This window comes from Vogesella mureinivorans (genome assembly GCF_007644035.1).
Classification (GTDB): domain Bacteria; phylum Pseudomonadota; class Gammaproteobacteria; order Burkholderiales; family Chromobacteriaceae; genus Vogesella; species Vogesella mureinivorans.
The window spans coordinates 259,819-283,750 of sequence record NZ_VMTV02000291.1; the positions used below are offsets into that span (position 1 = coordinate 259,819).

Consider the following 23,932-nt stretch of genomic DNA (forward strand, 5'->3'; position numbering starts at 1 on the left):
TATCGCCCACCCATAACCATTAAAAAACAATAGCTTAGGCAGAAAAGTCATCGAAAAATCGCCGGTTTGCCGTACACGCAGGTACGGTACGTTCGGAAAACCGACCACATGCCATGGCAATAAACCTGATGCACGGCAAAGCAGGCACATAAAAGCTTGGCCACATGAAGGCTGGTGCAGGTATTCTCGGTCGGTATGATAAGTACGAATTCGAGCGATCACTCTGGATGGAGCACTAGAACATGTTTGGCAACCGTAAAAAAATAGACGCCCTGCAAGCCCGTATCGACGAGCTGGATAAAGAAAAAGCTAGCCTGGCCCGCGAACTGGAAGCCTGCCAAAGTGCCTACCAACAGTGTCAGCAAGTGCAACAGGAAGAACAGGTCAACCAGTCCAAACGCGCGGTCTACCGCGAGCCGTTTGGCGAGTTCTGTGACAGCACCGCCACCATCCGCCAGTCTTTTGCCGCCCTGGCCGAAATGATGGAAAGCAAGTTCAGCCTGGCCACCGACGCCATCTCCAGCCTGCACCACACACGCGGCGCCGTGGATACCCTGGCAGAAAGCTTTACCCGCATTGCCGACGCCCAGCAACAGACCGCACAGCAGATGGATACCCTCAGCAGCAAAACCGGTCAGATTCGCCAGTTTGTGCAGCTGATCAAGGATGTAGCCGACCAGACCAACCTGCTGGCGCTGAACGCCGCCATCGAAGCCGCCCGCGCCGGCGAGCAAGGCCGCGGCTTTGCCGTGGTGGCAGACGAAGTACGCAAGCTGGCTGAACGCACCAGCCAGGCCACCAACGAAATTGCCAGCCTGGTGACCGACGTGGAAACCGCGTCCAACAACACCAAACAACAAGTCGGCGAAGCCGCCCTGCAGGCCGAAGGCTACCGCAACACCGGCCTGGAAATCGCCACCGCCATCAAGAAGCTGGTCAGCGATAGCGAGGCCATGGCCAATGCCATTGCTACCGGTACCAACACCAGTTTCATGGAAGTGGTGAAGCTGGACCACGTGCTGTTCAAGCTGGACATCTACAAAGCCTTCATCGGCTACCACACGCTGAACCCGGAACAGGTTTCCAGCCACCGCAACTGCCGCCTGGGCAAATGGTATTTCGAGGGCCGTGGCCACCACGAATGCCGTGGCACACACACCTATACCCAGCTGGATGCGCCGCACGAACGCGTACACGAACAAGGCCGCAAGGCGCTGCAGGCTTTCTACGCCGGCGACTTCAACGCCGCCACCCGCGCCCTGCAGGACATGGAGCGTGCCTCGGTAGAGGTCATGGACTTGCTGACACAGATGGAAGTCATCCCCTGTCAGAACAAAGTCTGACCCTGTCACGCAGACCACGCCCGGCAGCCTAGGCTGGCCGGGCTTTTTCATGCCGGTACGCGCGCGGGCAGTGGCTGCAGGCCATGCTGGCGGCGCGCCCGCTGGCACTGTGCCGAGCCCTCTTCCACCTGGTGGCACGGGCTGGGGCGCTGCGGGTAGATGGTACAGCTGACCTTGCGGCCAACCTCGCCCTGCAGTGCCGCACAACGCGGCGCCGCCGACCAGGTACCGCGCATGCAGCGGTGAAAGCTGTCTACCTTCTCGGTAAGGGCTACCGGCACCCCGCCGCAGCCGTCTGCGGCCTCGGCCCAATAAAAAGACACACGAAACGTGGCGCAGCAAGCGCCACAATCCTGGCAGGCAGACACGGTAGACATACGCTAAGGGCTGTAACAGCAGCAAGATAATGGGGCAAATATTTTTGCCAGCCCCCGCAGGCTGGTCAAGCCCCCTGTCACACGCCGTCACACAGCGCACACCAAAGCACGGCAGATCGCCCGGCGCCACCTGCCTACACTGCCGGTATCGATAAACCGACAAGGAACACATCATGCGCCAACTGCTTACCATCACCACACTGGCGCTGGCCAGCCTGAGCTTGCCGGCACAGGCCAACGACCTGCACAGCGTTATTGTGGGCGCTGCCACTGGCGCGGCCGGTGCGGCCATCGGCCAGAGCGTAGGCGGCCGTGACGGTGCCATTATCGGTGGTGCCATCGGCGGTGCGACCGGCGCGGTCATTGCCGCCAAAAGCCGCCCGCAAACCGTGGTCGTACAACAGGAAGCCCGGCCGGATTACCGCCGCCCGCGCCACGGCCACAGCGAGTACCGCCACACCGAATACCGCCGCGATGACGGGCGCCGCGGCCACGGCAAGGCCTGGGGGCAGCAGCAAAACTGGCAAAAACACCGCGGGCACGGCCACCGCTAAAACGGGCTACCGCACATGAAAAACCCCCGCCGGCTTGCGCAGGCGGGGGTTTTTCATGCAGCACAGTGCCTTAGGCTTTGACGACCTTGGCAATGGCTTCGGCCACGTAGCCGATGTTCTTGCTGTTCAGTGCGGCCAGGCAGATGCGGCCGGTAGACACAGCGTAGATGCCGAACTCTTCTTTCAGGCGCTCTACCTGGGCCACGGTCAGGCCGGTGTAGCTGAACATGCCGCGTTGCTTGATCACAAAGCTGAAGTCCTGAGCCACGCCCTGTGCCTGAATGGCTTCTACCAGTGCAGTACGCATGGCGCGGATGCGGTCGCGCATGCCGGCCAGCTCGTCTTCCCACTGCTGGCGCAGCTCGGGGCTGGACAGCACGGCAGCGACCACAGCACCGCCGTGGATTGGCGGGTTGGAGTAGTTGGTGCGGATCACGCGCTTCAGCTGCGACAGCACGCGGCCGGCTTCTTCGCGGCTTTCGGTGACGATGGACAGCGCGCCCACGCGCTCGCCGTACAGCGAGAAGCTCTTGGAGAAGGAGCTGGACACGAAGAACTGCAGGCCGGAAGCAGAGAACAGGCGCACAGCCACGGCGTCGGCTTCGATACCGTCGGCAAAGCCCTGGTAAGCCATGTCCAGGAACGGCACCAGGCCTTTTTCGCGGCAGGCTTCTACCACTTCAGCCCACTGGGCGTCGCTCATGTCGGCGCCGGTAGGGTTATGGCAGCAGGCGTGCAGCACAATGATGGAACCGGCGTCCAGGCCCAGCAGGAAGGCTTTCATGGCAGCAAAGTTCACGCCACGGGTTTCTGCGTCGTAGTACGGGTAGTTTTCTACGGTGAAACCGGCCGATTCAAACAGCGCGCGGTGGTTTTCCCACGACGGGTCGCTGATGCATACCTTGGCGTTCGGGTCCAGGCGTTTCAGGAAGTCGGCACCGATTTTCAGTGCGCCGGTGCCACCCAGGGCTTCGGCAGTGACCACGCGGCCGGATTCGGCCAGCTCGCTACCGGTACCGAACAGCAGGTTTTGTACCGCCTGGGTGTAGGCAGCCGGGCCTTCGATAGGCTGGTAACCACGCGGTGGCATGGCTTCCAGGCGGGCTTTTTCGGCGGATTTTACTGCGGCCAGCAGCGGGATTTTGCCGTTGTCGTCGTAGTAAACGCCCACACCCAGGTTCACTTTAACCGGGCGGGTATCGGCGTTAAAAGCTTCGTTCAGACCCAGAATCGGGTCGCGCGGTGCCATTTCTACGGCGGCGAAAATCGAAGAGGACATGCAGGGCTCCATGTGATGGCAAAACATGCCGGCCCGCGGTACGGGTTGGCCGCACAGGCTGGCACGCAAGAAGAAACCGGATGGTGAAAGTCTACCACGCACCCTGCTATTGCGCTGCGACAAGCGCCTTGACGCATCACCCCTGCCGTTGCAGCAAAGCCAGCAAGCCGGGCACATCCTGCCACGTAACCTGCATTACAGGCAGGGTGACATTGCCCGGCATGGGCACATCCTGATGAATTGTTTCAAATCCGCCCATGCGCTGGTACACCGCCCGCGCCCCGCCATTGCCCGCCAGTACGTACAGAAACATGGGCAGCTGCGGCCAACCCTGCTGTGTTTCAGCCGCGGCCCATGCCATCAGGCGCCGGCCCAGCCCCAGGCCCTGAAAAGCGGGCAACACGTGCAGGTTGTCCAGATACACGCCTTTGTCCGGCTCGGCCTGTGGCCACAGGCACACAAAGCCGGCGGCCACGCCATCCACCTCGGCAATAGCGATGCAGTAGGTACCCGCTGGCTCGGCCAGCCGCGCCGCCCATTTGGCCGCCATGAAGCCATCCAGCTCGTCGCGCAGAAAGCCGGCTGGCAGCAGGCCGGCGTAGGCATGCTGCCAGCTACGGGCATGCAGGCTGGCTAGCAAGGCATGGTCGATGGCCAGCGCCGGGCGCAAGGTGATGTCCGACATGGTTACTCCCCTGTAGCAGCAGAAACAGCCATGCTACCATCGCGCCTCGGCATAGAGACATCAAACAATAATCATGCACATTATTCGACTGCAGGACTGCCCGCCCAGCACCTGGAAAAACGGCGGCGGCAGTACCCGCCAGCTACTGGCCTACCCACCCGGGGCCAGCCTGGATAGTTTTACCTACCGCGTGAGCGTGGCCGAAGTAGACAGCGACGGCCCGTTTTCCCACTTTGCCGGCGTAGACCGCAGCCTGGCCATCCTGGCTGGCGACGGCCTGGTGCTAATGAAAGGGCCCCAGCTGTACGCCACCCTGCGCCCCGGCGATGCGCCCCTGGCCTTTGACGGCGGCCTGCCGCTGGCCGGGCTGCGCCTGGCGGGCAAGGTGCGCGATTTCAACGTGATGACACGCCAGGGCCAGGCCAGCCACTGCTGCCGGCAGCTGGTACTGGCGGCGGGCAGCCACCCCCTGCCCCTGCCGCCGCGCAGCCTGCTGTTCGTGGCCAGCGGCCAACTGCATCTGGCTGGCCAGGCGCTGCAGAGCATGGAAGCATGCTGGCTGGACGACGCCGCCGACGTGGTACTGCACTGCACGGCCGCCACAACCCTGCTGCTGGCCAGCTTCACGCTGATGGAAAGCACCGATGACTGAGGTCACCTCCCCCTGCATCAAGCAATGCAAGCTGGACGATAGCCGCCGCTATTGCACCGGCTGCCTGCGCACGCTGGATGAAATCACCGGCTGGTCCAGCGCCAGCAATGCACAAAAGCAGGCCGCGCTGGAGCGCATCGCCAGCCTGCGCCAGCCGCTGCCGGTGCGCCAGCTGCACTGCACGCAATGCGGCAGCGCCTTTGCCTGCGGCACGGGCGGCAGCCAGGGCGGCTGCTGGTGCGCCGACCTGCCACCACTGGCCAGCCCCGCAGACGCCACCAGCGACTGCCTGTGCCCGGCCTGCCTGCACGCAGCGGCAGCAGCGCGCCAAGCCAGCTAAAGCACACACCAAAAAGCCCTGCGGCCAACCCGTACAAGGTTGGCCGCAGGGCTTTTGCATGGCTACGCCAGGCAGTATCAGCGCAGGTGGCGCGTGAGGCTGCCATCAAAGCCGCATTCGGCCAGCAGCCGCATGGGCTCGTCGGGGCGCGTTTCCACAAACACCGACAACGCCGCCACATCGGCCTGCAGCAAACCGTCAAAATGCGCCACCGCCGCGCGCTCGATGGCGGCCTGCAAGGCCGGCTCGCGGCTGAACCGCGCCAGCGTCAGGTGAAAGCAGAACTGCTCCAGCACGTAGGGGTAGCCCCAGGCGGCGTGCAGCTCGGCCTCGCGCGGGCTCAGGCCGGGGCGGTCTGGCGCGGGTGCGCCCAGCGGCAGCAGCTCGCGCACACAGCGCTCGGCCAGCGCGTCGATGGCCGTGCTATCGCCCGCCACGCGCAGCACGGTGGCGTCGCGCAGCGTACCCACCTGCAGCGGCAAGGTAAATGGCGTGCAGCCGGTGGCCAGTGTGGATACCTGTTGCAGCAGCTGGGCTTCGTCCACGCCAGCGGCCAGCCGGAACGGGGCCTTCAGCGTAGCGTGCCAGCCGTAGTGCGCGGCGCGGCGCGTGAGCGGAGCCAGCCTGGCTAGCAGGCCACCAGGCAGTGCGGGCGGCAGCAGCGCCGCACCACGGGCGGCGTCCCAGCCCAGCCATTCGCTGCCGGCCCGCCACAGGGCGGTGCGCGGCGCGGGCGCGTAATAGACGGCGTAACGCATGGGTTCTTTCACAAAAACGTCAAACAAGGGGCGTTACCCTACTCCGGCCTGCGCCCTGTGGCAAAAAAATGCGGCCAACCTTTGCGCTAGGTTGGCCGCACGCCCTGTACCACAGTGTTTAACGCTGCGGGTGCAGCGCCTTGCTGATGAAATGGCGCGGCACGCGGCTGCGTGGCACGCGCATATCGAACCACTCGCGCACGTCGGCATCCAGACCAATGCCGTGCATATAGTTGTACAGCGCCTTGTTCAGGCCACGGCCCAGGGTGTCGTGGTCGGTACCGGTGGGGTCGATGAAACCCACGTCGTTCTTGGCAAAGGTCACCTCGGGCAGCGGGATCAGCTTGACGCCGTACTCGTCCGGGCTTTGCCCCACCGGCGAGTGCACGGTACAGGCAAAGCGGTGGAAGAAGCCGCTCTGGATACAGCCGTTTTCGAACAGCTGGCGCACGTATTCCAACGCGTCTACCGTGTCTTGCACCGTTTGCGTGGGGAAGCCGTACATCAGGTAGGCGTGCACCAGAATGCCGGCCTCGGTAAAGCCCTGCGTCACGCGTGCCACCTGCTCTACCGATACGCCTTTTTTCATCAGTTTCAGCAGGCGGTCGGACGCCACCTCCAGCCCGCCGGAAATGGCGATGCAGCCGGATTCGGCCAGCAGCTGGCACAGCTCGGGGGTGAACGATTTTTCAAAGCGGATATTGCCCCACCACGATATCGACACCTTGCGCCGCAGCAGCTCTTCGGCCAGCGCACGCAGCATCTTGGGCGGCGCGGCTTCGTCCACAAAGTGAAAACCGGTCTGACCGGTTTCGGCAATGATGGCCTCGATGCGGTCTACCAGCGTGGTGGCGGACGCGGTTTCGTAGCGCGAGATGTAGTCCAGCGTGACGTCGCAAAAGCTGCATTTTTTCCAGTAGCAGCCGTGCGCCACGGTCAGCTTGTTCCAGCGGCCGTCGCTCCACAGCCGGTGCATGGGGTTGAGCATGTCCAGCAGCGACAGATAACGGTGGATAGGCAGGCCGTCCCAGGTGGGCGTGCCCACTTCTTCGAACGGGATGTCGGCTTCCATCATGTTGATGTAGCGCACCGCATCGCCTTCGCGCACATAGGTGCGCACCAGGCGGCTAACACCACGCTGGCCCTGCAGGTGCTCGATCAGCGCCAGCAGCGGCTTTTCGCCGTCGTCCAGCGTGACAAAATCAAAGTAATCGAACACGCGCGGCTCTTTCAGCTCGCGCAGCTCGGTATTGGCAAAACCGCCGCCCAGCGCGGTGCGGATAGGCGGCCAACGTGCCTTGATGGTTTGCGCAATGCGGAACGCGGCGTACACCGAGCCGGGGAACGGCACCGACAGCAGCACCAGGTCGGGCTGATGGCGCTCTACCGCTGCCACGGCCAGCGCGGCCAGCATGTCGTCTACCAGCGTAGGCGGCGCGGCCAAGCCGGCAGCCAGCGGGTCGAAGGTGGGCTGGCTCATGGCCAGCGATTCGGCGTAGCGCACGAACTCGAAGCGGCTATCGGCGGCGTCGCGCACCACATCGGCCAGGTCGTTCAGGTACAGCGTGGCCAGGTGGCGGGCGCGGTCGTAGCTGCCCAGCGCGCCAAAGGCCCAGGCCAGCGGGTCGCCACCGTACGGGTCGTCCGGGTCGACATAGTTTTCCAGCGCGGCAAAGCGCGCGCCCTCGGGCAGCAGGCCACGGCTGCAGATGCGGTGCGCCAGCGTGCTGTCGCGCCCCTGCAAAAAGGCAATCACGCGGTCGATGGTGGCCAGGTACTGGTCGAAGTTATCGACAAAAAAGCGTACCTGCGCGCTGCGTTTCTTCGGTGCAATGGCGTCGATGCGCTGGCGGATGGCCTGCAGGCCATCGGTAGAAAACAGCTGCAACACCAGCGCCAGCGCCAGGTCTTCCTGCACCGCCGTTACCCCGCGCGAGCGCAAAAAGCCGGTGATATAGGCGGTGGACGGGTAAGGCGTATTCAGCTGCGTCATCGGCGGGATCAGCGATAACACGCGCACACTGGCGATCTGGGACATGGCGGGCTTCCGGTAACAAACGAAGGCGGGCAGCCGTGGCTGCCCGCAAAAACTGGCGCGATTGTCGCATGTTTTGGCCAGTTGCGGGCGCATGCGGCAGCTGCGGTATCATGGCCACCCCAAGCCCTTAGCCGATGCGACACGCCATGCCCCATCTTTACCTGGAATACAGCGACAACCTGGCCGGCTTCGACGCCGCCACCGCCCTGCAGCAAGCCAACCTGGCGCTGGAAGCCAGCGGCCAGTTCAGCGAAATCGACATCAAAAGCCGCGCCAGCATGGTGAGCTGCTATCAGGTAGGCACCGCCCGCGACCCGCAGCGCGCCTTCATCCACGCCCGGCTGGCCATCCTGGAAGGCCGCAGCGAGGCAGTACAGCAAACCCTGGCCCAGCTGGTGCTGGACGCGCTGCTGGTGCACTGCCCCGCCGACCCGGCGCAGGACGTGCAGGTGTCGTGCGAGATCCAGCAGATCGCCCGCGCCAGCTACGCCAAACAGCACCGCCACGGCCAACCCTGAATAGAAAACCCGGCTTGCAGCGCAAGCCGGGTTGCTCATTTAAGCGGCACTACCGGGCTGCCTGGCCGGCCTCAGGCACTGCCCTTATTGCCATCGCCTTGCGGGCGCGGCGACAGCAGGCTGCCAATGATGGACAGCGCGAGCACCACGGCTACCGTGCCCAGCATCCACAGGATAGGCACCTTGTACACATCCATCAGCAGCATTTTCACGCCGACCAGGGTCACAATCACCGCCAGACCGTAACCCAGCAGGTGGAAACGGTCGGCAACATCGGCCAGCAGGAAGTACATCGCGCGCAAGCCAAGAATGGCAAAGGTGTTGGCGGTAAACACGATGAACGGGTCTTTGGTCACGGCAAAAATGGCCGGGATACTATCGATGGCAAAGATCAGGTCGCTCACCTCCACCAAAATCAGCACCACGAACAAGGGGGTGAACACCTTCACCCCGCGCTCCAGCACCATGAAGCGCTCGCCGTGCAGGGTGTCAGTCATTGGCACGCGCTGGCGTAACCAGCGCAGCAGGGGGTTGGTACCCAGGTCGCTTTGTTTGCCGGTAAACAGGAACATCTTGATACCGGTTACCACCAGGAACAGGCCGAACACGTAGAAGATCCAGTCAAACTGCTGTATCAGCACCGCCCCCAGATAGATCAGCACCGCCCGCATCAGAATGGCGCCTATCACCCCCCATAACAGCACGCGCTTCTGGAACTCTGGCGGAATGGCGAAATAGGTGAAAATGGTAATCCACACAAACACGTTTTCAATGGCCAGGCCTTTTTCTATCAAATAGCCGGTGGCGTATTCCAGCGTCTTCTGATTGGCCACCGCCGTGCCGAACTGGCCGTTGAGGTGCCACCAGAACCAGGCACCAAAAGCAGCGGCTGCGGCAAACCACACCACCGACCACCACGCGGCCTCCTTTACCGAAACCTTGTGGCTGCCCTGGGTACGCAACAACAGAAAATCAGCCGCCAGCAAGACCACCACCAGCACGCTAAAGCCGGCATACAACCACGGCGTACCAACACTCACGACTTCGTTCATGCTCATCACTCTCCCTGAAAACGGCCTGGACGGCCAACACACAGCAGCGGGCTACCACACCAGCAGGCAAGCCTCTGTCCATGTAGAGTATGACTTTGGCACACTGGTTCCGCCGTATCAGCATGATTAAAAGCCCGGCAATAATTCTATAAAATCAAACAGATTCACAAGCTTGCCAGCCGCGCTATCGGCCCGGTCGCCTGGCCACTACCGTGCAGCTTGCCCATGGCACTTTGGCACGGCCATCGCGTCCAACAAGCCCGCCATGCCCAATGGAGCCCGCCATGTATCGCCTCGCCCTGCCCTTGCTTGCCTTGCCGATTTTCGCCTGCGCGCAGACACCCCCAGTACGCACCGAGGTGCTGAACAACAGCCTGCACCACCCGTGGGCGCTGGCGTTTATCGACCAGGGCCGCATGCTGGTAAGCGAGCGGCGCGGCCAACTCTGGCTGTTGGACGCCAGCGGCCGTAGCGTGGCAAGCGTGGCGGGCGTGCCGACGGTGGATGCCGGCGGCCAGGGCGGGCTGCTGGATATCGTTGCCGACCGCCGCTTTGCCGACAACCGCCAGCTGTATTTTTGCTACAGCGAGGCCGGCGACGGCGGCAACCGCACGGCGCTGGCGCGTGCCCGGCTCAGCCCCGATGGCCAGCAGTTGCAGGATGTCGCGGTGATCTTTCGCCAACAGCCGGCGGTAGCCAGCCGCCTGCACTTTGGCTGCCGCATCGCGCAGCAAAGCGACAACACGCTATGGCTCACCCTGGGCGAGCGTTTCAGCCGCATGCAGGACGCCCAGCGGCTGGACAACACGCTGGGCAAGGTGGTGCGGCTACGCCCCGACGGCAGCATCCCGCCGGACAACCCCTACATTGGCCGCAGTGACGCGCTACCGGCCATCTGGAGCCTGGGGCACCGCAACCCGCAGGGCGCCACGCTGGGCCAAGATGGCCAGCTGTGGCTGGTAGAGCACGGCCCGCAAGGCGGCGACGAGCTGAACCGCCCGGCAGCCGGTAGCAACCAGGGCTGGCCGGTAATTACCTACGGCCAACAATACGGCGGCGGGCCAATCGGTGCGGGCCACACCCGGCAGCAGGGCATGGCGCAGCCACTGCACTACTGGGTGCCGTCCATCGCGCCGTCCGGCCTGGCGTGGCTGACCAGTGCCCGCTACGGCACAGCATGGCAAGGCAGCCTGTTTACCGGCTCGCTGAAATTCGGCTACCTGGCGCGGCTAACGCTGCAAGGCCAGCGCGTGGTGGCGGAAGAAAAACTGGCGGTAAGCGACGGCCAGCGCGTGCGCGACGTACGCCAGGGGCCGGACGGCCTGCTCTACCTGCTGACCGACGCGCCGCAAGGCCGGCTGCTGCGGCTACTACCGCGCTGAACCCACGCGCAAAACAAAAGCCCTGCCTCGACAGAGACAGGGCTTTTTGCAGCAGCAGCCAGGGTTGGCCGCCGTGCGCGGCTTACACCAGCTGGCGTGCCGCGGCGATGACGATATCCACCGCCGTGGTTTCCGACGCCTTGATCTGCGTGCTATCGGGGATTTCCTGCTGCGTGCGGTTCACCAGCACGCCCGCTACCATGCCGGCGCGCAGGCCCATGGTGGCGCACATGGTCAGCAGCGTGGCCGATTCCATTTCGTAGTTCATCACGCCCATGGCCTGCCACTCTTTCATGCTACCGGCAAACTGCTGCACCACGCGGCCGCTGTAGGTGTCGTAGCGTTCCTGCCCCGGGTAGAAGGTATCGGACGAGGCGGTAATGCCCACGTGCACGGCCTGGCCGGCTTCGCGTGCGGCGTTCACCAGCGCGGTGGTGCAGGCAAAGTCGGCCACGGCTGGGTAGGCCAGCGGTGCAAAGTGCTGGCTGGCGCCGTCCAGGCGTACCGCGCCGGTGGTCACCAGCACATCGCCCACATTGATGTGCGGCTGGATGGCGCCTGTGGTGCCTACGCGCAAGAAGGTGCGCACGCCCAGCTGCGCCAGCTCCTCTACCGCAATGGACGTGGACGGGCCGCCGATACCGGTGGAACACACCACGATGGGCTTACCATCGATATAGGCCAGCCAGGTGGTGAATTCGCGCTGGGTAGACAGGTGGCGCGGGTTGTCGAGCTTGCGGGCGATGCGCTCTACGCGTGCCGGGTCGCCCGGAATAATGGCCAGGGTAGCGCCCTCGAGCTGGGCGCGGGTCAGGCCCAGGTGGAATACATCGGATGGGGTATCGCCGTGGGACACGGGGTCTCCTCTCGTGAAAATGTGGCGCCCGCAGCAGCAAAACGGCATACGGCGGCGGGCCAGAAACAAAAAGCGTCATACCCGGCGGGCGGGTATGACGTGATGGCTCTTTTTACCTGAAGTTGGCCGCAAATTGAAGCGCTTTTTAGCGGCTGACACCTTTCAGCCACAGCGTGCCGGCCAGCACGGCCACGCTGCGGCCAACGTTGCACTATAGCCGTTGGCAATAAAAAAAACGCCCTGGGTCACAAGACCACAGGGCGCCCAAGGAGGCTTGATTCGGTATGGGCTCAGGCAGCCGGTGCGCTGCTGCGGATCAGGTGGTCAAACGCACCCAGCGCGGCTTTGGCACCCTCGCCCATGGCGATGATGATTTGCTTGTACGGCACGTCGGTCACGTCGCCGGCGGCAAACACGCCTGCCACACTGGTGTCCTGGTGGCGGCCGGTAATGATCTCGCCACGGCTGCTCAGCTCGATAGTGCCTTTCAGCCAGTCGGTATTGGGCAGCAGGCCGATCTGCACAAAGATGCCTTCCAGCGCGATATGGCGTGCCTCGCCGCTGACGCGGTCGGTGTAGGCCAGGCCGTTGACCTTGCTGCCGTCGCCGGTGACTTCGGTAGTCTGCGCCTGCAGGATGATGGTGACGTTGGGCAGGCTGCGCAGCTTGTTTTGCAGCACGGCGTCAGCGCGCATGGCGTCGCCGAACTCCAGCAGGGTCACGTGCGACACGATACCGGCCAGGTCGATAGCCGCTTCCACACCGGAGTTACCACCGCCGATCACCGCCACGCGCTTGCCTTTGAACAGCGGGCCGTCGCAGTGCGGGCAGTAAGCCACGCCCTTGTTGCGGTATTGCTGCTCGCCCGGCACGTTCATTTCGCGCCAGCGCGCACCGGTGGCAATAATCACCGACTTGGCTTTCAGCGTGGCACCGCTTTGCAGCTGTACCTCGGTCAGGCCGCTGGCACTTTCGCTGGCGGCAATCAGCTTGCTGGCGCGCTGCAGGTTCATCACGTCTACGTCGTACTCTTTGACGTGCTGCTCCAGCGCCATGGCCAGCTTGGGACCTTCGGTTTCTTTGACCGAAATGAAGTTTTCGATGCCCATGGTGTCCAGCACCTGGCCGCCAAAGCGCTCGGCAACCACGCCAGTGCGGATGCCTTTACGGGCGGTGTAGATGGCGGCGGCAGCGCCAGCCGGGCCACCACCCACCACCAGCACGTCAAACGCCTCTTTCTGCGCCAGTTTTTCGGCGTCGCGGGCGGCGGCACCGGTGTCCAGCTTGGCCACGATTTCTTCCAGCCCCATGCGGCCCTGGCCGAATACTTGGCCGTTCAGGTACACGGTAGGCACCGACATAATCTGGCGGTCCGCAACCTCTGCCTGGAACAGCGCACCGTCCACCATGGTGTGGCGGATGCCAGGGTTCAGCACGGCCATCAGGTTCAGCGCCTGTACCACGTCCGGGCAGTTCTGGCACGACAGCGAGATATAGGTTTCAAAGGTGAACTCGCCGTGCAGGTCTTTTACCTGCTGGATCAGCTCCTGGCCGGCCTTGGATGGGTGGCCGCCTACCTGCAGTAGCGCCAGCACCAGCGAGGTGAACTCGTGGCCCATCGGCACGCCGGCAAACTGTACGCGCGGGGTGGCGTCGCCTGGGCGGGCAATAGTGAACGATGGCTTACGGGCGTCCTGGCCATCGAAACGGGCGCTTACCTTGTCGGACAGGCTGGCGATGTCGGCCAGCAGGCCGCGTATTTCTTCATCTTTGGCACCGCCGCCCAGGCTGGCTACCAGCTCGATAGGGTGTTGCAGGTTGGCGAGATAAGCTTGCAGTTGGGTCTTGATATTGTTGTCCAGCATGGTGTGCTCCTTGGTAACGGGTACCCGGGAAAGCGGCTTCACAGTTGGCCGCAAGGGCGCTTTCCGGGGCACCCGGCATAAATGTCGGGTGGGGCGAGGCTGACCGGGAGAGGCCGGCCAACCTCGTCAAGGTGCTGTGCTGTCAGCCTGGGGCTGCAGCGTGGCGAAAAATCAGATCTTGCCTACCAGGTCCAGCGACGGGGCCAAGGTGGCATCGCCTTCTTGCCATTTGGCCGGGCACACTTCACCCGGGTGGGCGGCTACGTACTGAGCAGCTTTTACTTTGCGCAGCAGCTCGGCTGCGTCGCGGCCCACGCCACCGGCGTTGATTTCCACGATCTGGATCTTGCCTTCCGGGTCGATCACGAAGGTACCGCGGTCAGCCAGGCCGGCTTCTTCGATCAGCACGCCAAAGTTGCGCGAGATCAGGTGAGTCGGGTCAGCCAGCATCGGGTACTGGATTTTCTTGATGGTGTCGGACGTGTCGTGCCACGCCTTGTGGGTGAAGTGGGTGTCGGTGGATACCGAGTAGATTTCCACGCCCAGCTTCTGGAATTCCGGGTACAGGTCAGCCAGGTCGCCCAGCTCGGTCGGGCACACAAAGGTGAAGTCGGCCGGGTAGAAGAACACTACGGACCATTTGCCCAGCAGGGTCTGGTCGGTTACGTCAATGAACTGGCCATTGTGGAAGGCTTTGCTGGCAAACGGTTTGATCTGGCTATTGATAATGGACATGTCGGGCTCCTTGGTTGCAGTGGTGTCGTTGTCGACAAGTGCAATCATGCCGCAACCCAATAGCCAAATCCAATTGAATGATTTTCTCGGATAGTTAGATTTTTTTTATCGCCATTTTAGGCCTCGGCAACCATGGTTTGGCGCTACCTGCCTATCACCTGCAACTTGTACGGGACTACCATGCGTCACGCTTTTACTTTATTCATGCTTTTAGCCGGCCTGCCTGCCATGGCCGCGCCCTCCCCTGCACTAGCCCCCGCCAGCATCATGCCGATGGCCAGCAAGCTGCACTTCATGGGGCTGGTCGCCGGCGAAACCCGGCGCGGCCAGGCCGAAATGCTTTGGCAACAAAAACAAGCTTCGGTTTACAGCCTGTTTCACGGCAATGCCCTGGAAAACTACCCGCAAAGCGGCGAACAAACCCTGGCCAACTTGCGCGTCGTCGTGGCCGATATCCGCTCGCTGCCCACGCCAGAGCTGGAAAACGCACGATTTGCCTTCTTTGATGACCTGCTCTACCGCGTGAGTGCCAGCTACCGAAGCGGTGTCACCTTCCAGCAGGCGCTGGATAAGCTTGGCACCCACTACGGCCAGCCAGACGCGCAATCCAGCAGCAAACTGCAGCACGCCAGCTGGCAAAGGGGCAATGTCTGGATGGTGCTGATGGAGCAAATCAACGGCCAGCTTGTCTTGCAGCTGGAACACACCCAGCTGGCGCGCAAGGTGCGCACCTCGAATACCGAAACCTACGCCGCGTATATCCGTGCCAAACAGCATTACGTTACCCTGCCCTGAACCTGCATCCCCCCCCCCCCCGCTGTGGTGCGGCGCCGGAACCCGGGCCACAGCGCCGCCCCCCAGCCCCCCTGATTTGTCGCTGGTGCACCACAATGAAATACATAAGCAAGTCAATGACATGGCTATTTTTAAAGCAAACAAAGCCATGACATACAACAGCCCAATAGCAATATCTATTGCATAGGGTCTAGTGCCGCCACCGGCACACCGCGATACATCAGCAGCCGATGCCCCATGTATACTGCCGGCACTCAACCCCAAGGCAGCCATGACACCATGCCCGCACCCAGATTTGCTCTCTGGCTCACCCTGCTTTTCCTGGCCCTGCCTTGCCTGGCGCAAACCAGCTTGCCGCTATTCGGACTGCTGCCCGGCAGCCACACACGGGAGCAGGCGCAGCAAGCGGTACAGGCCAGACAGGCCCGCATAACCGGCGAGTTTTATGGCAACGCGCAAGAGGCCTTTCTGGCCATCACACCAGAAAACATCCCCAACAAGCGGGTGATCGTGATGCATGTAGAAGGCATGCCCGATAGCGGCACCCCACACCTGCAAATGGCTTTTCTGGACGAGGTGCTGTACCAGATACGCTTTGACTATCCACCTGGCACCCCCACCGACCCGACCTACCAGGACCTGACCGCCCGCTATGGTCAGCCAGCCGGGCACGGCAGCAACCAAGCCGCGGCTTATAGTTGGCCGCAAGGTGCCTATACCGTGACGCTGCAAAAGCAGCTGGCCGGCAGCTACGCACTGATCTGGCAACACAATGCGCTGGCACGGCAGGTCGCCACCAGCAACACCGAAGCCTATGCGGCGCATATCCGTAACAAAAAGCGCACCATAGGCCACTTCTAGCGCTGCGCCGGCGTGGCAACTATCACGCCATGGCGCCAAGGACTATGGCGGGAGAACACAGAATTCAACATCGGGCATGGCGTTTATGGCATAGGCTTCTATAAATGAAATATCTCCCGCTGCATGTTTCTCCTCTCCGAGCCCGGAGTTCTGCCCGCCACCCAGGCGGGTTTTTCTTGGCTACTATCTTTTAGCCCATAAAAAATGCCAGCCGGTGTAAACCGGCTGGCACGGAGCGGCAAACCACACCGCTACGGTGCGGGCTGCTCGGGCTGGACATCCTTGGGCGGGATGAAAAAGTCTTTCGGCTTCTGCCAGAAGCGCCGCGCCAACGCCGGTATCAGCGGCAGCGCATCCGTGCCCTTGAGCTTGCGCGAGCGCAGTGCCACCCATAGCGCCAGGGTAAAGCTCACCAGCAGGTTGGTCATGCCGATCAGCAGCACACCACCCACCGACCACAGCACCAGCGGCAGCGGTATCAGGTAGTCGTAGGTTACCGCGGCATACGACAGATACGCCGACGAGAAGGTGATATGGCGGATATCCAGCGGCAAACCCAGCAGGAAGCCGATGGTGCCGGTTACCCCCAGGAATAAACCAAAGTAAAAGTTGCCAGCCAGGCCGCCCAGGTTGTGTTCCACGTAGTGCGCCAGGCGCCGCGTGCGCGCCTCGCCCAGCAGGCGGTTTAGCCACGGCAGTGCGGCCAACCTTTGCGGAATCTGGCGATAAATCGCCAGGTTGTCGTAGTAGCCGGCTATCAACCCAGCCAGAAACAGGTACACCCCGGCAATGGCGGCATGGAAGATGGCCAGGCTGTGCACCGGGTCCAGGTCGGCCAGCAGGTGCGCCGCCTTGTCGGCATTGACGACCGGCGCGCCGGTAAACGCCTGCCAGCTCACTGCAATCAGCCAGGCTACCGGTATGGCCGCCAGCACATTACCCAGAATGGCGACAAACTGCGTGCGCATCACCTTGGCCACCAGCTCGGCCAGCTGCGGCATGTCGGGCTTGCCGCCCGACTCGTGGATCACCGCGGCAATACGCGCGGCCGTCATGGCCGGCTGCTTGGTAGCGATGGTGAAGTGCAGCACGTGTACCAGCATGAAACCCAGCGCGTAGTTCAGGCCAAAGGCCAGCGCCTCCCAGATCAGCGGCAGGTGCAGCTTGACCAGCAGCAGTTTCACCAGCGCCATGAAGCCCACAATCACGCCAGCGCCAATGGCGGCACTGGCCATGTCTTTCCACTGCTTGCGGTCTTCGGCAATGTAGTGCTCGCCGTGGCGGCCGGCGTGCTCGGTAACCTGGCGCGCCAGCATTTCGGTATTGCTGGTAAACACGTCACGCACGCTGAAGCGGCGGTTTTCGGCACGCACCAGCTCGGCCAGCAGGGTAAACAACGTGCCGTTGGCTGCTGGGCTGCCGTCACTATCCAGCAAGGCTAGCAGGGTACGCAAGCGGCCTATGTGCTGGCCCAAGCGTATCAGGTGGTAAGTCAGGCTAACCGACACACCACGCTCGTGCGCTACCTTGCGCAGGCGGGCAATCAGCTGCTCGCACTGCTCCAGCAGCACCAGCATGTGCTTTTCGTCTTCTGGCTGGCAGGTCGGGTCTACCATGGCCTGACGGGCCGATTCCACATAGCGCATGGCTTCGGAAGCCAGGTGCAGAAACGGCGACTCGAAGCGCTCGATGTCGGGGTACACACGTACCAGCTCCGGCTCCAGCCCGATGGCGGTAATACGGGCAGTCAACACCTGTACTGCCTCCAGCAGCTGCTGGCGCACCGGGTTAGCCGCAGCGGCCGGTAGCTCGCCCCAAGCCAGCGCCTGCCATAGCTCCAGCCATACATCCTGCGCCACGGCACCGACCCAGCGGTAGTCTTCCGGGTGGCTGAAAATCAGGCCGAACTGGTCGGACAGGTGATGGGGCGAACGGGCCGGCGGCAGCAGGCGCTCACCAATACGGCGCTTGATGGCGGCAGAGAACGGCTCGTTGGATAACAGCCCGGTATCGGTATACAGCTGCACCTGACGGGTAGCGGCCAGCAGGTCGAGAATGGCACGACGCAGGCCATCGCGGTAATCGGGGTGGCGGCTTAGCAGGTAGGTTAGCGCGCGCAGGTTGCTGGTGGCCTGGACAAAATCGCCGGCGTCGTCCGGGCGCAGCGTAGCCAGCAGGCTGGCCAGCGGGGCCACCGCGCTGTCGGGGCTCTGGCGCTGGGCCAGGGTTTGCAAAAATTGATCCATGCACCTTCCTGAAACGGTTGTCGTTATGCTGGTGGGTCAGCGCAGCCTGCCGCGGCTGCGGTGCCCAGACTGACGTGAAGCCGCCCGGCTGGCAAGCCGGATGCTGCAGCGCATCAGTACAATGTATTTTTATGACCACCGTGCGGTCGTCAGGTTCATTGCTGACCAGATCATCACCGCACACCCAGCACGGCTGCAACACAAAATACGGCCAACCTGGCTGCCAGGTTGGCCGCAAAACATGACTAGCGTGCAATGGCCCGACGATCAGGCAAAGCGCAGCCCGCCACCGGCTACCTCTACCATGACGGTAGATTTAGGCGGGTACTTGCCAGCCAGAATCGCCTTGGCCAGCGGGTTTTCGATCTCGCTCTGGATGGCGCGTTTCAGCGGCCGCGCACCATATACCGGGTCGAAGCCGGCCTCGGCAATCAGCGCCAGCGCGTCGTCGCCCACCTGCAGGCTGATATCCAGCTTGGCCAGGCGTGCTTCCAGCCGCTTCAGCTGGATACGGGCGATCGACTTGATCTGTGCCTCGCCCAGCGCGTGGAACACCACCAGCTCGTCGATGCGGTTCACAAACTCGGGGCGGAAGTGCGATTTCACCTCGGCCATCACCGCCAGCTTGATTACCTGATAGTCGCTATCGGCCATGTTCTGGATGTGCTGGCTGCCCATATTGGACGTCATCACGATCACGGTGTTCTTGAAGTCCACGGTACGGCCCTGGCCGTCAGTCAGGCGGCCATCGTCCAGCACCTGCAGCAGCACGTTGAACACGTCCGGGTGCGCTTTTTCCACCTCGTCCAGCAGAATCACGCTATACGGTTTGCGGCGTACCTGCTCGGTGAGCATGCCGCCCTCCTCGTAACCCACATAGCCAGGCGGCGCACCGATCAGTCGGGATACCGAGTGTTTTTCCATGTACTCGGACATATCGATGCGAATCAGGTGCTCTTCGCTATCAAACATGAAACCCGCCAGCGCCTTGCACAGCTCGGTTTTACCCACGCCGGTGGGGCCCAGGAACAGAAAGCTGCCGTACGGACGGTTCGGGTCGGCCAGGCCGGAGCGCGAACGGCGGATGGCGTCGGCCACGGCCGTTACCGCCTCGTCCTGCCCCACCACGCGCTGGTGCAGCGCGCTTTCCATCTGCAGCAGCTTGTCACGCTCGCCGGTAAGCATTTTGCTTACCGGGATACCGGTCATGCGCGATACCACCTCGGCAATTTCCTCGGCGCCCACCTGGGTGCGCAGCAGGCGGTTGGGCTTGCTATCATCCGCGCTGGCGGCCTCGGCGTCTTTCAGCCGCCCTTCCAGCTGCGGCAGTTTGCCGTACTGCAGCTCGGCCAGCGCCTGCCAGTCGCCACGGCGCTTGAGCTCTTCGATCTCCAGCTTTAGCTGCTCGATTTCTTCCTTGATGGCCTGGCTGCCCTGCTGGCTGGCTTTTTCGGCCTTCCAGATTTCTTCCAGGTCGGCGTACTCACGCGACAGGCTGTCAATTTCTGCCTCGATCAGCTGCAGGCGCTTTTTCGATGCCTCGTCGCTTTCGCGCTTCACGGCCTCACGCTCGATCTTGAGCTGGATCAGGCGGCGGTCCAGCTTGTCCATTTCTTCCGGCTTGGAATCCAGCTCCATCTTGATCTTGGCGGCGGCCTCGTCAATCAGGTCGATGGCCTTGTCCGGCAGGAAACGGTCGGTGATATAGCGCTGGCTCAGCTCGGCGGCGGCCACGATGGCCGGGTCGGTGATGTCTACACCGTGGTGGATTTCGTACTTTTCTTGCAGGCCGCGCAGGATGGCAATGGTGTCTTCCACGCTAGGCTCGTTCACCATCACCTTCTGGAAACGGCGCTCCAGCGCGGCGTCTTTTTCGATGTACTTGCGGTACTCGTCCAGCGTGGTGGCGCCCAGGCAGTGCAGCTCGCCGCGTGCCAGCGCCGGCTTCAGCATATTGCCGGCATCCATGGCGCCCTCGGCTTTGCCGGCGCCCACCATGGTGTGGATTTCGTCGATAAACAGAATGATGCTGCCTTCGTCCTTGGCGATGTCGCTCAGCACCGCTTTCAGGCGCTCTTCAAACTCGCCACGGAACTTGGCACCGGCAATCAGGCCGGCCATGTCCAGCACCAGCAGCTTCTTGTGCTTGAGGCTTTCCGGCACTTCGCCGTTAACAATGCGCTGCGCCAGGCCTTCCACAATGGCGGTCTTGCCCACGCCCGGCTCGCCAATCAGCACCGGGTTGTTCTTGGTGCGGCGCTGCAGCACCTGGATGGCGCGGCGGATTTCGTCGTCGCGGCCGATCACCGGGTCCAGCTTGCCCTGGCGCGCGCGTTCGGTCAGGTCCAGCGTGTATTTTTTCAGCGCTTCACGCTGCTCTTCGGCGTCGGCGCTATCCACGCCATCGCCGCCACGCACTGCGTCCACGGCCGCCACGATGGCCGATAGCTGGCCGCCGTGCTGTTTCAGCAGGCGGGCCGCTTCGCCTTTGTCTGCGGCCAATACCAGCAGGTACAGCTCGCTGGCGATGAACTGGTCGCCGCGCTTGGTGGCGGCCTGGTCGGTGAGGTTCAGCAGCTTGCCCAGCTCGCGCGACACCGTGATGTCACCGTCGCCACCGCTGACTTTAGGCAAGCGCGCCACGCTGTCACGCAGCGCGGTCTTGAGCGCGCCGATATTGGTCCCCGCACGCGCCAGCAGGCTGCCCACGCCGCTTTCGGCGTCGTCCAGCATGGCCAGCAGCAGGTGCTGTGGCTCGATAAAAGCATTGTCTGCAGCCAGCGCCAGGCTTTGGGACTCGGCCAGGGCCTGCTGGAACTTGGTAGTGAGTTTGTCGAAACGCATGACAGCCTCCTTGGCAATAAACGTCTGATGCTTATTAGCTGGGGCAAAACCGCCTGCTTTTCAAGGTTCACATTGCCGGCTTTTTGCCTAACATCAAAGAGCTAGCCATGGTTGTTAAACCATCTCCTATCAAGACATGGGGGTAATATGAAAACAAAACTACTGACAGCTATGCTGCTACTGGGTTGTAGCAGCGCCATGGCAGACACCTCGCTACTGGTGTTCGGGGCATCGCACCACGGCAGCTGCGATAGCACGCGCTACCGCTGCGACCTGAACAACAGCAACCCCGGCCTGGGGCTGGAACTGGCCGAGCCCATGGTGGACTACAGTCTGTTTGTTCGTGGCGGCAGCTACCGCGACTCGCGCCGCGAAACAGCCTATTTCGTGGCAGGTGGCGGGCGCACGGAATGGGAGGTAAGCAAGGACATGGTGGTGGGTGCCGGCGTGATGGTGGGCTACCTGAACGGCAGCGGCATGCACGGCCTGGCCGGGCTGCCCTTTGTAACCGTGGGGGGCAAGCTGCTGCAGCTGGAGATCGGCTATGTGCCGGAAATCCACTGGAAAGACCGCATGATGCCGGCCACCACCACATTCAACCTGCGCTGGCAGATAGACTAGCGCGCACAAGCCGGGGCAGATACCGGCTTTTTGCATTGCAGCATAGGCGCTTTTCCTGCAAGCAGGCATACTATGCACCATCTCGGATTCACCCCGTGCCTATGGCACCAGGCAACAGCATGACTTCACCTCTTCACCCTGCCCGTCTGGACTGGAGCACCGGCCTGCCGATGTCGGCCGACTATGGCGATGTGTATTTCTCGCGCGATAGCGGCCTGGCCGAAACCCGCCACGTGTTTGTCGATAACAACGACCTGCCGCAGCGTTTTGCTGCGCTGCAAAGCGGCGGGCTGTTCACCATTGGCGAAACCGGCTTTGGCACCGGCCTGAACTTTCTGGTGGCGTGGCAGTGTTTTCTGGCCCACGCCCCGGCCGGGGCACGCCTGGCTTTTGTCAGCACAGAAAAGCACCCGCTCGCCCCGGACGACATGCAGCGTGCGCTGGCCATGTGGCCAGCGTTGGCCGCAGAGGCCGCCGAGCTGTTGCAACAGTACCAAACGCTGGCACCCGGCTGGCACCGCTTTGTGCTGGCCGCGGGGCGCATCACGCTCACCCTGCTGGTAGGCGACGCGCTGGCCACCCTGCCCGAGCTGGATGCGCGGGTAGATGCCTGGTTTCTGGATGGCTTTGCCCCGTCACGTAACCCCGACATGTGGCAGCCCGCGCTGTTTGAACAGCTGGCGCGCCTGAGTAAACCCGGCGCCACGCTGGCCACCTTTACCTGCGCAGGCGTGGTACGCCGTGGCCTGGCCGAGGCCGGCTTTGCGGTAGAAAAAGTCACCGGTTTTGGCAGCAAGCGGGAAATGACGCGCGGCCAGCTGGCCAGCGCCCCCGCCAGCAGCTGGCAAGCGCCCTGGTATGCGCGCCCGCAGCTGCCCGCCCAGCTGGAGCGCACCGCCATTGTGGTAGGGGCCGGCATTGCCGGTGCCAGCATTGCCTACAGCCTGGCCGTGCGCGGCTGGCAGGTTACCGTGGTAGACCGCCACCCGGTACCGGCCAACGAAGCGTCGGGCAACCCGCAAGGCGTGCTGTACACCAAGCTGTCGCCGCACTTTACCCCGCTTACCCAGCTGATTTTGTCCGGCTACGGCTACAGCCTGCGCACCCTGGCCGCCAGCCTGCCGCAAGGCGACGACACCTGGCGCCAGTGCGGTGTACTGCAGCTGGCGCACAATGCCGAAGAAAGCAAACGCCAGCACGGCCTGGCCCTGGCTGGCCTGCCGCACGGCATTCTGCACGCGGTGGATAGCGAACAAGCCTCGCAGCTGGCCGGCATCGCGGTAGACCTGCCCGGCCTGTACTTCCCGCAGGGTGGCTGGCTGCACCCGCCTGCGCTGGTACGCCGCCTGCTGGATCACCCCAACATCACCCTGCGCCTGGCTACCGCCATTACCGAGCTATCGCAAAACCCGGCAGACCACAGCTGGGTAGCCATGGATAGCGATGGCCCCATGGCCATTGGCGGTATTGCCGTGCTGGCCACCGCCAACGAAACGGTACAGTTCGACCCCACCTTCTACCTGCCGGTAAAACGCATTCGCGGCCAGGTGTCGGTGGTGGCGGCCACCGCAGCCAGCCACGCGCTGAAAACCGTCATCTGCGGCGAAGGCTATATTTCACCGGCACGCGGCGACACCCACTGCATGGGCGCTACCTTCAAGTTTGACACCAGCGACACCCAGCCCTGCGCCAGCGAGCATCAGGAAAACCTGGACATGCTGGCGCAGATGAGCCCGGCGCTGCACCAGGCGCTGGGTGGCGACAGCCTGAGCGCCAGCCAGTGCAGCGGCCGCGCCGCGCTGCGCTGCACCAGCCCGGACTACCTGCCCATGTGTGGCGCCATCGTGGACCGCGAAGCCTTCAACGACCTGTACGCCCCGCTGGGGCGCGATGCCTCGCTGAAGCTGAGCCAGGATGCGCCCGAAGTCACCGGCTTGTTTGTCAGCACCGCGCACGGCTCGCGCGGCATGGTCACCACCCCGCTATGCGGCGAGGTGCTGGCCAGCCTGCTGGACAACGAGCCGGCGCCGCTGCCCAAGCCCATCATGGACGCCATCCACCCCAGCCGCTTCCTGGTACGCGACATCATTCGCCAGAAGCTGCGCGAACGCGACTGACCCCGTCACCGCCA

General features: G+C 63.1%; 21 protein-coding genes. 10 read left to right on the plus strand and 11 right to left on the minus strand.

From position 1 onward, the window contains the following. Positions 1–242: 242 nt before the first annotated feature. On the plus strand, positions 243–1,343 hold the full coding sequence (locus FLQ44_RS24580) for a methyl-accepting chemotaxis protein (protein ID WP_147694214.1): 1,101 nt from the start codon (positions 243–245) through the stop codon (positions 1,341–1,343). A 47-nt stretch (positions 1,344–1,390) separates the two neighbouring features. Here FLQ44_RS24580 and FLQ44_RS09640 read toward each other — a convergent pair whose 3' ends face one another. Further along, positions 1,391–1,720 carry a YkgJ family cysteine cluster protein gene (locus FLQ44_RS09640; protein WP_147694215.1) on the minus strand — a complete coding sequence of 110 codons (330 nt, stop codon included), beginning with the start codon at positions 1,718–1,720 and terminating at the stop codon, positions 1,391–1,393. A gap of 173 nt (positions 1,721–1,893) precedes the next feature. Between FLQ44_RS09640 and FLQ44_RS09645 the strand changes: the two genes are divergently transcribed. Continuing rightward, positions 1,894–2,274 carry a YMGG-like glycine zipper-containing protein gene (locus FLQ44_RS09645; RefSeq protein ID WP_147694216.1) on the plus strand — a complete coding sequence of 127 codons (381 nt, stop codon included), beginning with the start codon at positions 1,894–1,896 and terminating at the stop codon, positions 2,272–2,274. Between the two features lie 70 nt (positions 2,275–2,344). On the opposite strand, the gene FLQ44_RS09650 is transcribed toward FLQ44_RS09645, so the two are convergent. Both FLQ44_RS09650 and FLQ44_RS09655 read right to left on the minus strand, forming a co-directional pair. Further along, positions 2,345–3,553 (minus strand): amino acid aminotransferase, encoded by a 1,209-nt coding sequence (locus tag FLQ44_RS09650; protein WP_147694217.1) that lies wholly within the window; start codon positions 3,551–3,553, stop codon positions 2,345–2,347. A gap of 136 nt (positions 3,554–3,689) precedes the next feature. Then, entirely contained in the window at positions 3,690–4,238 is a 549-nt protein-coding gene (locus tag FLQ44_RS09655) for a GNAT family N-acetyltransferase (RefSeq protein WP_147694218.1), read from the minus strand. A 73-nt stretch (positions 4,239–4,311) separates the two neighbouring features. On the opposite strand from FLQ44_RS09655, the gene FLQ44_RS09660 reads away from it, so the two are divergent. Further along, complete coding sequence (locus FLQ44_RS09660; protein ID WP_147694219.1) at positions 4,312–4,890, plus strand: HutD/Ves family protein; 579 nt, start codon at positions 4,312–4,314, stop codon at positions 4,888–4,890. After that, complete coding sequence (locus FLQ44_RS09665) at positions 4,883–5,230, plus strand: DUF1289 domain-containing protein (protein ID WP_147694220.1); 348 nt, start codon at positions 4,883–4,885, stop codon at positions 5,228–5,230. Before FLQ44_RS09660 ends, FLQ44_RS09665 begins: the two co-directional genes overlap by 8 nt. Positions 5,231–5,307: 77 nt before the next feature. Here FLQ44_RS09665 and FLQ44_RS09670 read toward each other — a convergent pair whose 3' ends face one another. Together FLQ44_RS09670 and FLQ44_RS09675 are read right to left on the minus strand one after the other, a co-directional pair. Next, entirely contained in the window at positions 5,308–5,988 is a 681-nt protein-coding gene (locus tag FLQ44_RS09670; protein ID WP_147694221.1) for a DUF1045 domain-containing protein, read from the minus strand. A 118-nt stretch (positions 5,989–6,106) separates the two neighbouring features. Next, positions 6,107–8,026, minus strand: a complete 1,920-nt coding sequence (locus FLQ44_RS09675; RefSeq protein WP_147694222.1) for a B12-binding domain-containing radical SAM protein — start codon at positions 8,024–8,026, stop codon at positions 6,107–6,109. Positions 8,027–8,172: 146 nt separating this feature from the next. On the opposite strand from FLQ44_RS09675, the gene FLQ44_RS09680 reads away from it, so the two are divergent. Continuing rightward, complete coding sequence (locus FLQ44_RS09680) at positions 8,173–8,544, plus strand: 5-carboxymethyl-2-hydroxymuconate Delta-isomerase (RefSeq protein WP_147694223.1); 372 nt, start codon at positions 8,173–8,175, stop codon at positions 8,542–8,544. Positions 8,545–8,615: 71 nt separating this feature from the next. Here FLQ44_RS09680 and FLQ44_RS09685 read toward each other — a convergent pair whose 3' ends face one another. After that, a complete protein-coding gene (locus tag FLQ44_RS09685) occupies positions 8,616–9,596 on the minus strand; it encodes a TerC family protein (protein ID WP_147694224.1) in 981 nt (326 codons plus the stop codon). 284 nt (positions 9,597–9,880) lie between these two features. On the opposite strand from FLQ44_RS09685, the gene FLQ44_RS09690 reads away from it, so the two are divergent. Continuing rightward, entirely contained in the window at positions 9,881–10,978 is a 1,098-nt protein-coding gene (locus tag FLQ44_RS09690; RefSeq protein ID WP_206208783.1) for a PQQ-dependent sugar dehydrogenase, read from the plus strand. Positions 10,979–11,060: 82 nt separating this feature from the next. On the opposite strand, the gene udp is transcribed toward FLQ44_RS09690, so the two are convergent. From udp to ahpC, 3 genes are all read right to left on the minus strand, one after another. Beyond that, positions 11,061–11,834: a uridine phosphorylase gene (gene udp, locus FLQ44_RS09695; protein ID WP_147694225.1), complete on the minus strand. Its 774-nt coding sequence runs from the start codon at positions 11,832–11,834 to the stop codon at positions 11,061–11,063. Between the two features lie 290 nt (positions 11,835–12,124). After that, entirely contained in the window at positions 12,125–13,699 is a 1,575-nt protein-coding gene (gene ahpF, locus FLQ44_RS09700; protein WP_147694226.1) for an alkyl hydroperoxide reductase subunit F, read from the minus strand. A gap of 171 nt (positions 13,700–13,870) precedes the next feature. Next, positions 13,871–14,434, minus strand: coding sequence for an alkyl hydroperoxide reductase subunit C (gene ahpC / locus FLQ44_RS09705; protein ID WP_026108034.1), 564 nt, complete (start codon positions 14,432–14,434; stop codon positions 13,871–13,873). A gap of 228 nt (positions 14,435–14,662) precedes the next feature. Here ahpC and FLQ44_RS09710 point away from each other — a divergent pair, with 228 nt between their 5' ends. Next, on the plus strand, positions 14,663–15,229 hold the full coding sequence (locus FLQ44_RS09710; RefSeq protein ID WP_147694227.1) for a hypothetical protein: 567 nt from the start codon (positions 14,663–14,665) through the stop codon (positions 15,227–15,229). A 279-nt stretch (positions 15,230–15,508) separates the two neighbouring features. Beyond that, entirely contained in the window at positions 15,509–16,090 is a 582-nt protein-coding gene (locus tag FLQ44_RS09715) for a hypothetical protein (protein WP_147694228.1), read from the plus strand. A gap of 251 nt (positions 16,091–16,341) precedes the next feature. Here FLQ44_RS09715 and FLQ44_RS09720 read toward each other — a convergent pair whose 3' ends face one another. Continuing rightward, entirely contained in the window at positions 16,342–18,336 is a 1,995-nt protein-coding gene (locus FLQ44_RS09720; RefSeq protein ID WP_147694229.1) for a site-specific recombinase, read from the minus strand. A gap of 267 nt (positions 18,337–18,603) precedes the next feature. Next, positions 18,604–21,180: an ATP-dependent chaperone ClpB gene (gene clpB, locus FLQ44_RS09725; protein ID WP_147694230.1), complete on the minus strand. Its 2,577-nt coding sequence runs from the start codon at positions 21,178–21,180 to the stop codon at positions 18,604–18,606. 147 nt (positions 21,181–21,327) lie between these two features. Here clpB and FLQ44_RS09730 point away from each other — a divergent pair, with 147 nt between their 5' ends. Together FLQ44_RS09730 and mnmC are read left to right on the plus strand one after the other, a co-directional pair. After that, the gene (locus FLQ44_RS09730) at positions 21,328–21,801 is read left to right on the plus strand and encodes a hypothetical protein (protein WP_147694231.1); all 474 of its coding nucleotides are present in this window, start codon (positions 21,328–21,330) and stop codon (positions 21,799–21,801) included. Between the two features lie 119 nt (positions 21,802–21,920). Beyond that, positions 21,921–23,918, plus strand: coding sequence for a bifunctional tRNA (5-methylaminomethyl-2-thiouridine)(34)-methyltransferase MnmC2/FAD-dependent 5-carboxymethylaminomethyl-2-thiouridine(34) oxidoreductase MnmC1 (gene mnmC / locus FLQ44_RS09735; protein ID WP_147694232.1), 1,998 nt, complete (start codon positions 21,921–21,923; stop codon positions 23,916–23,918). Positions 23,919–23,932: the final 14 nt, after the last annotated feature.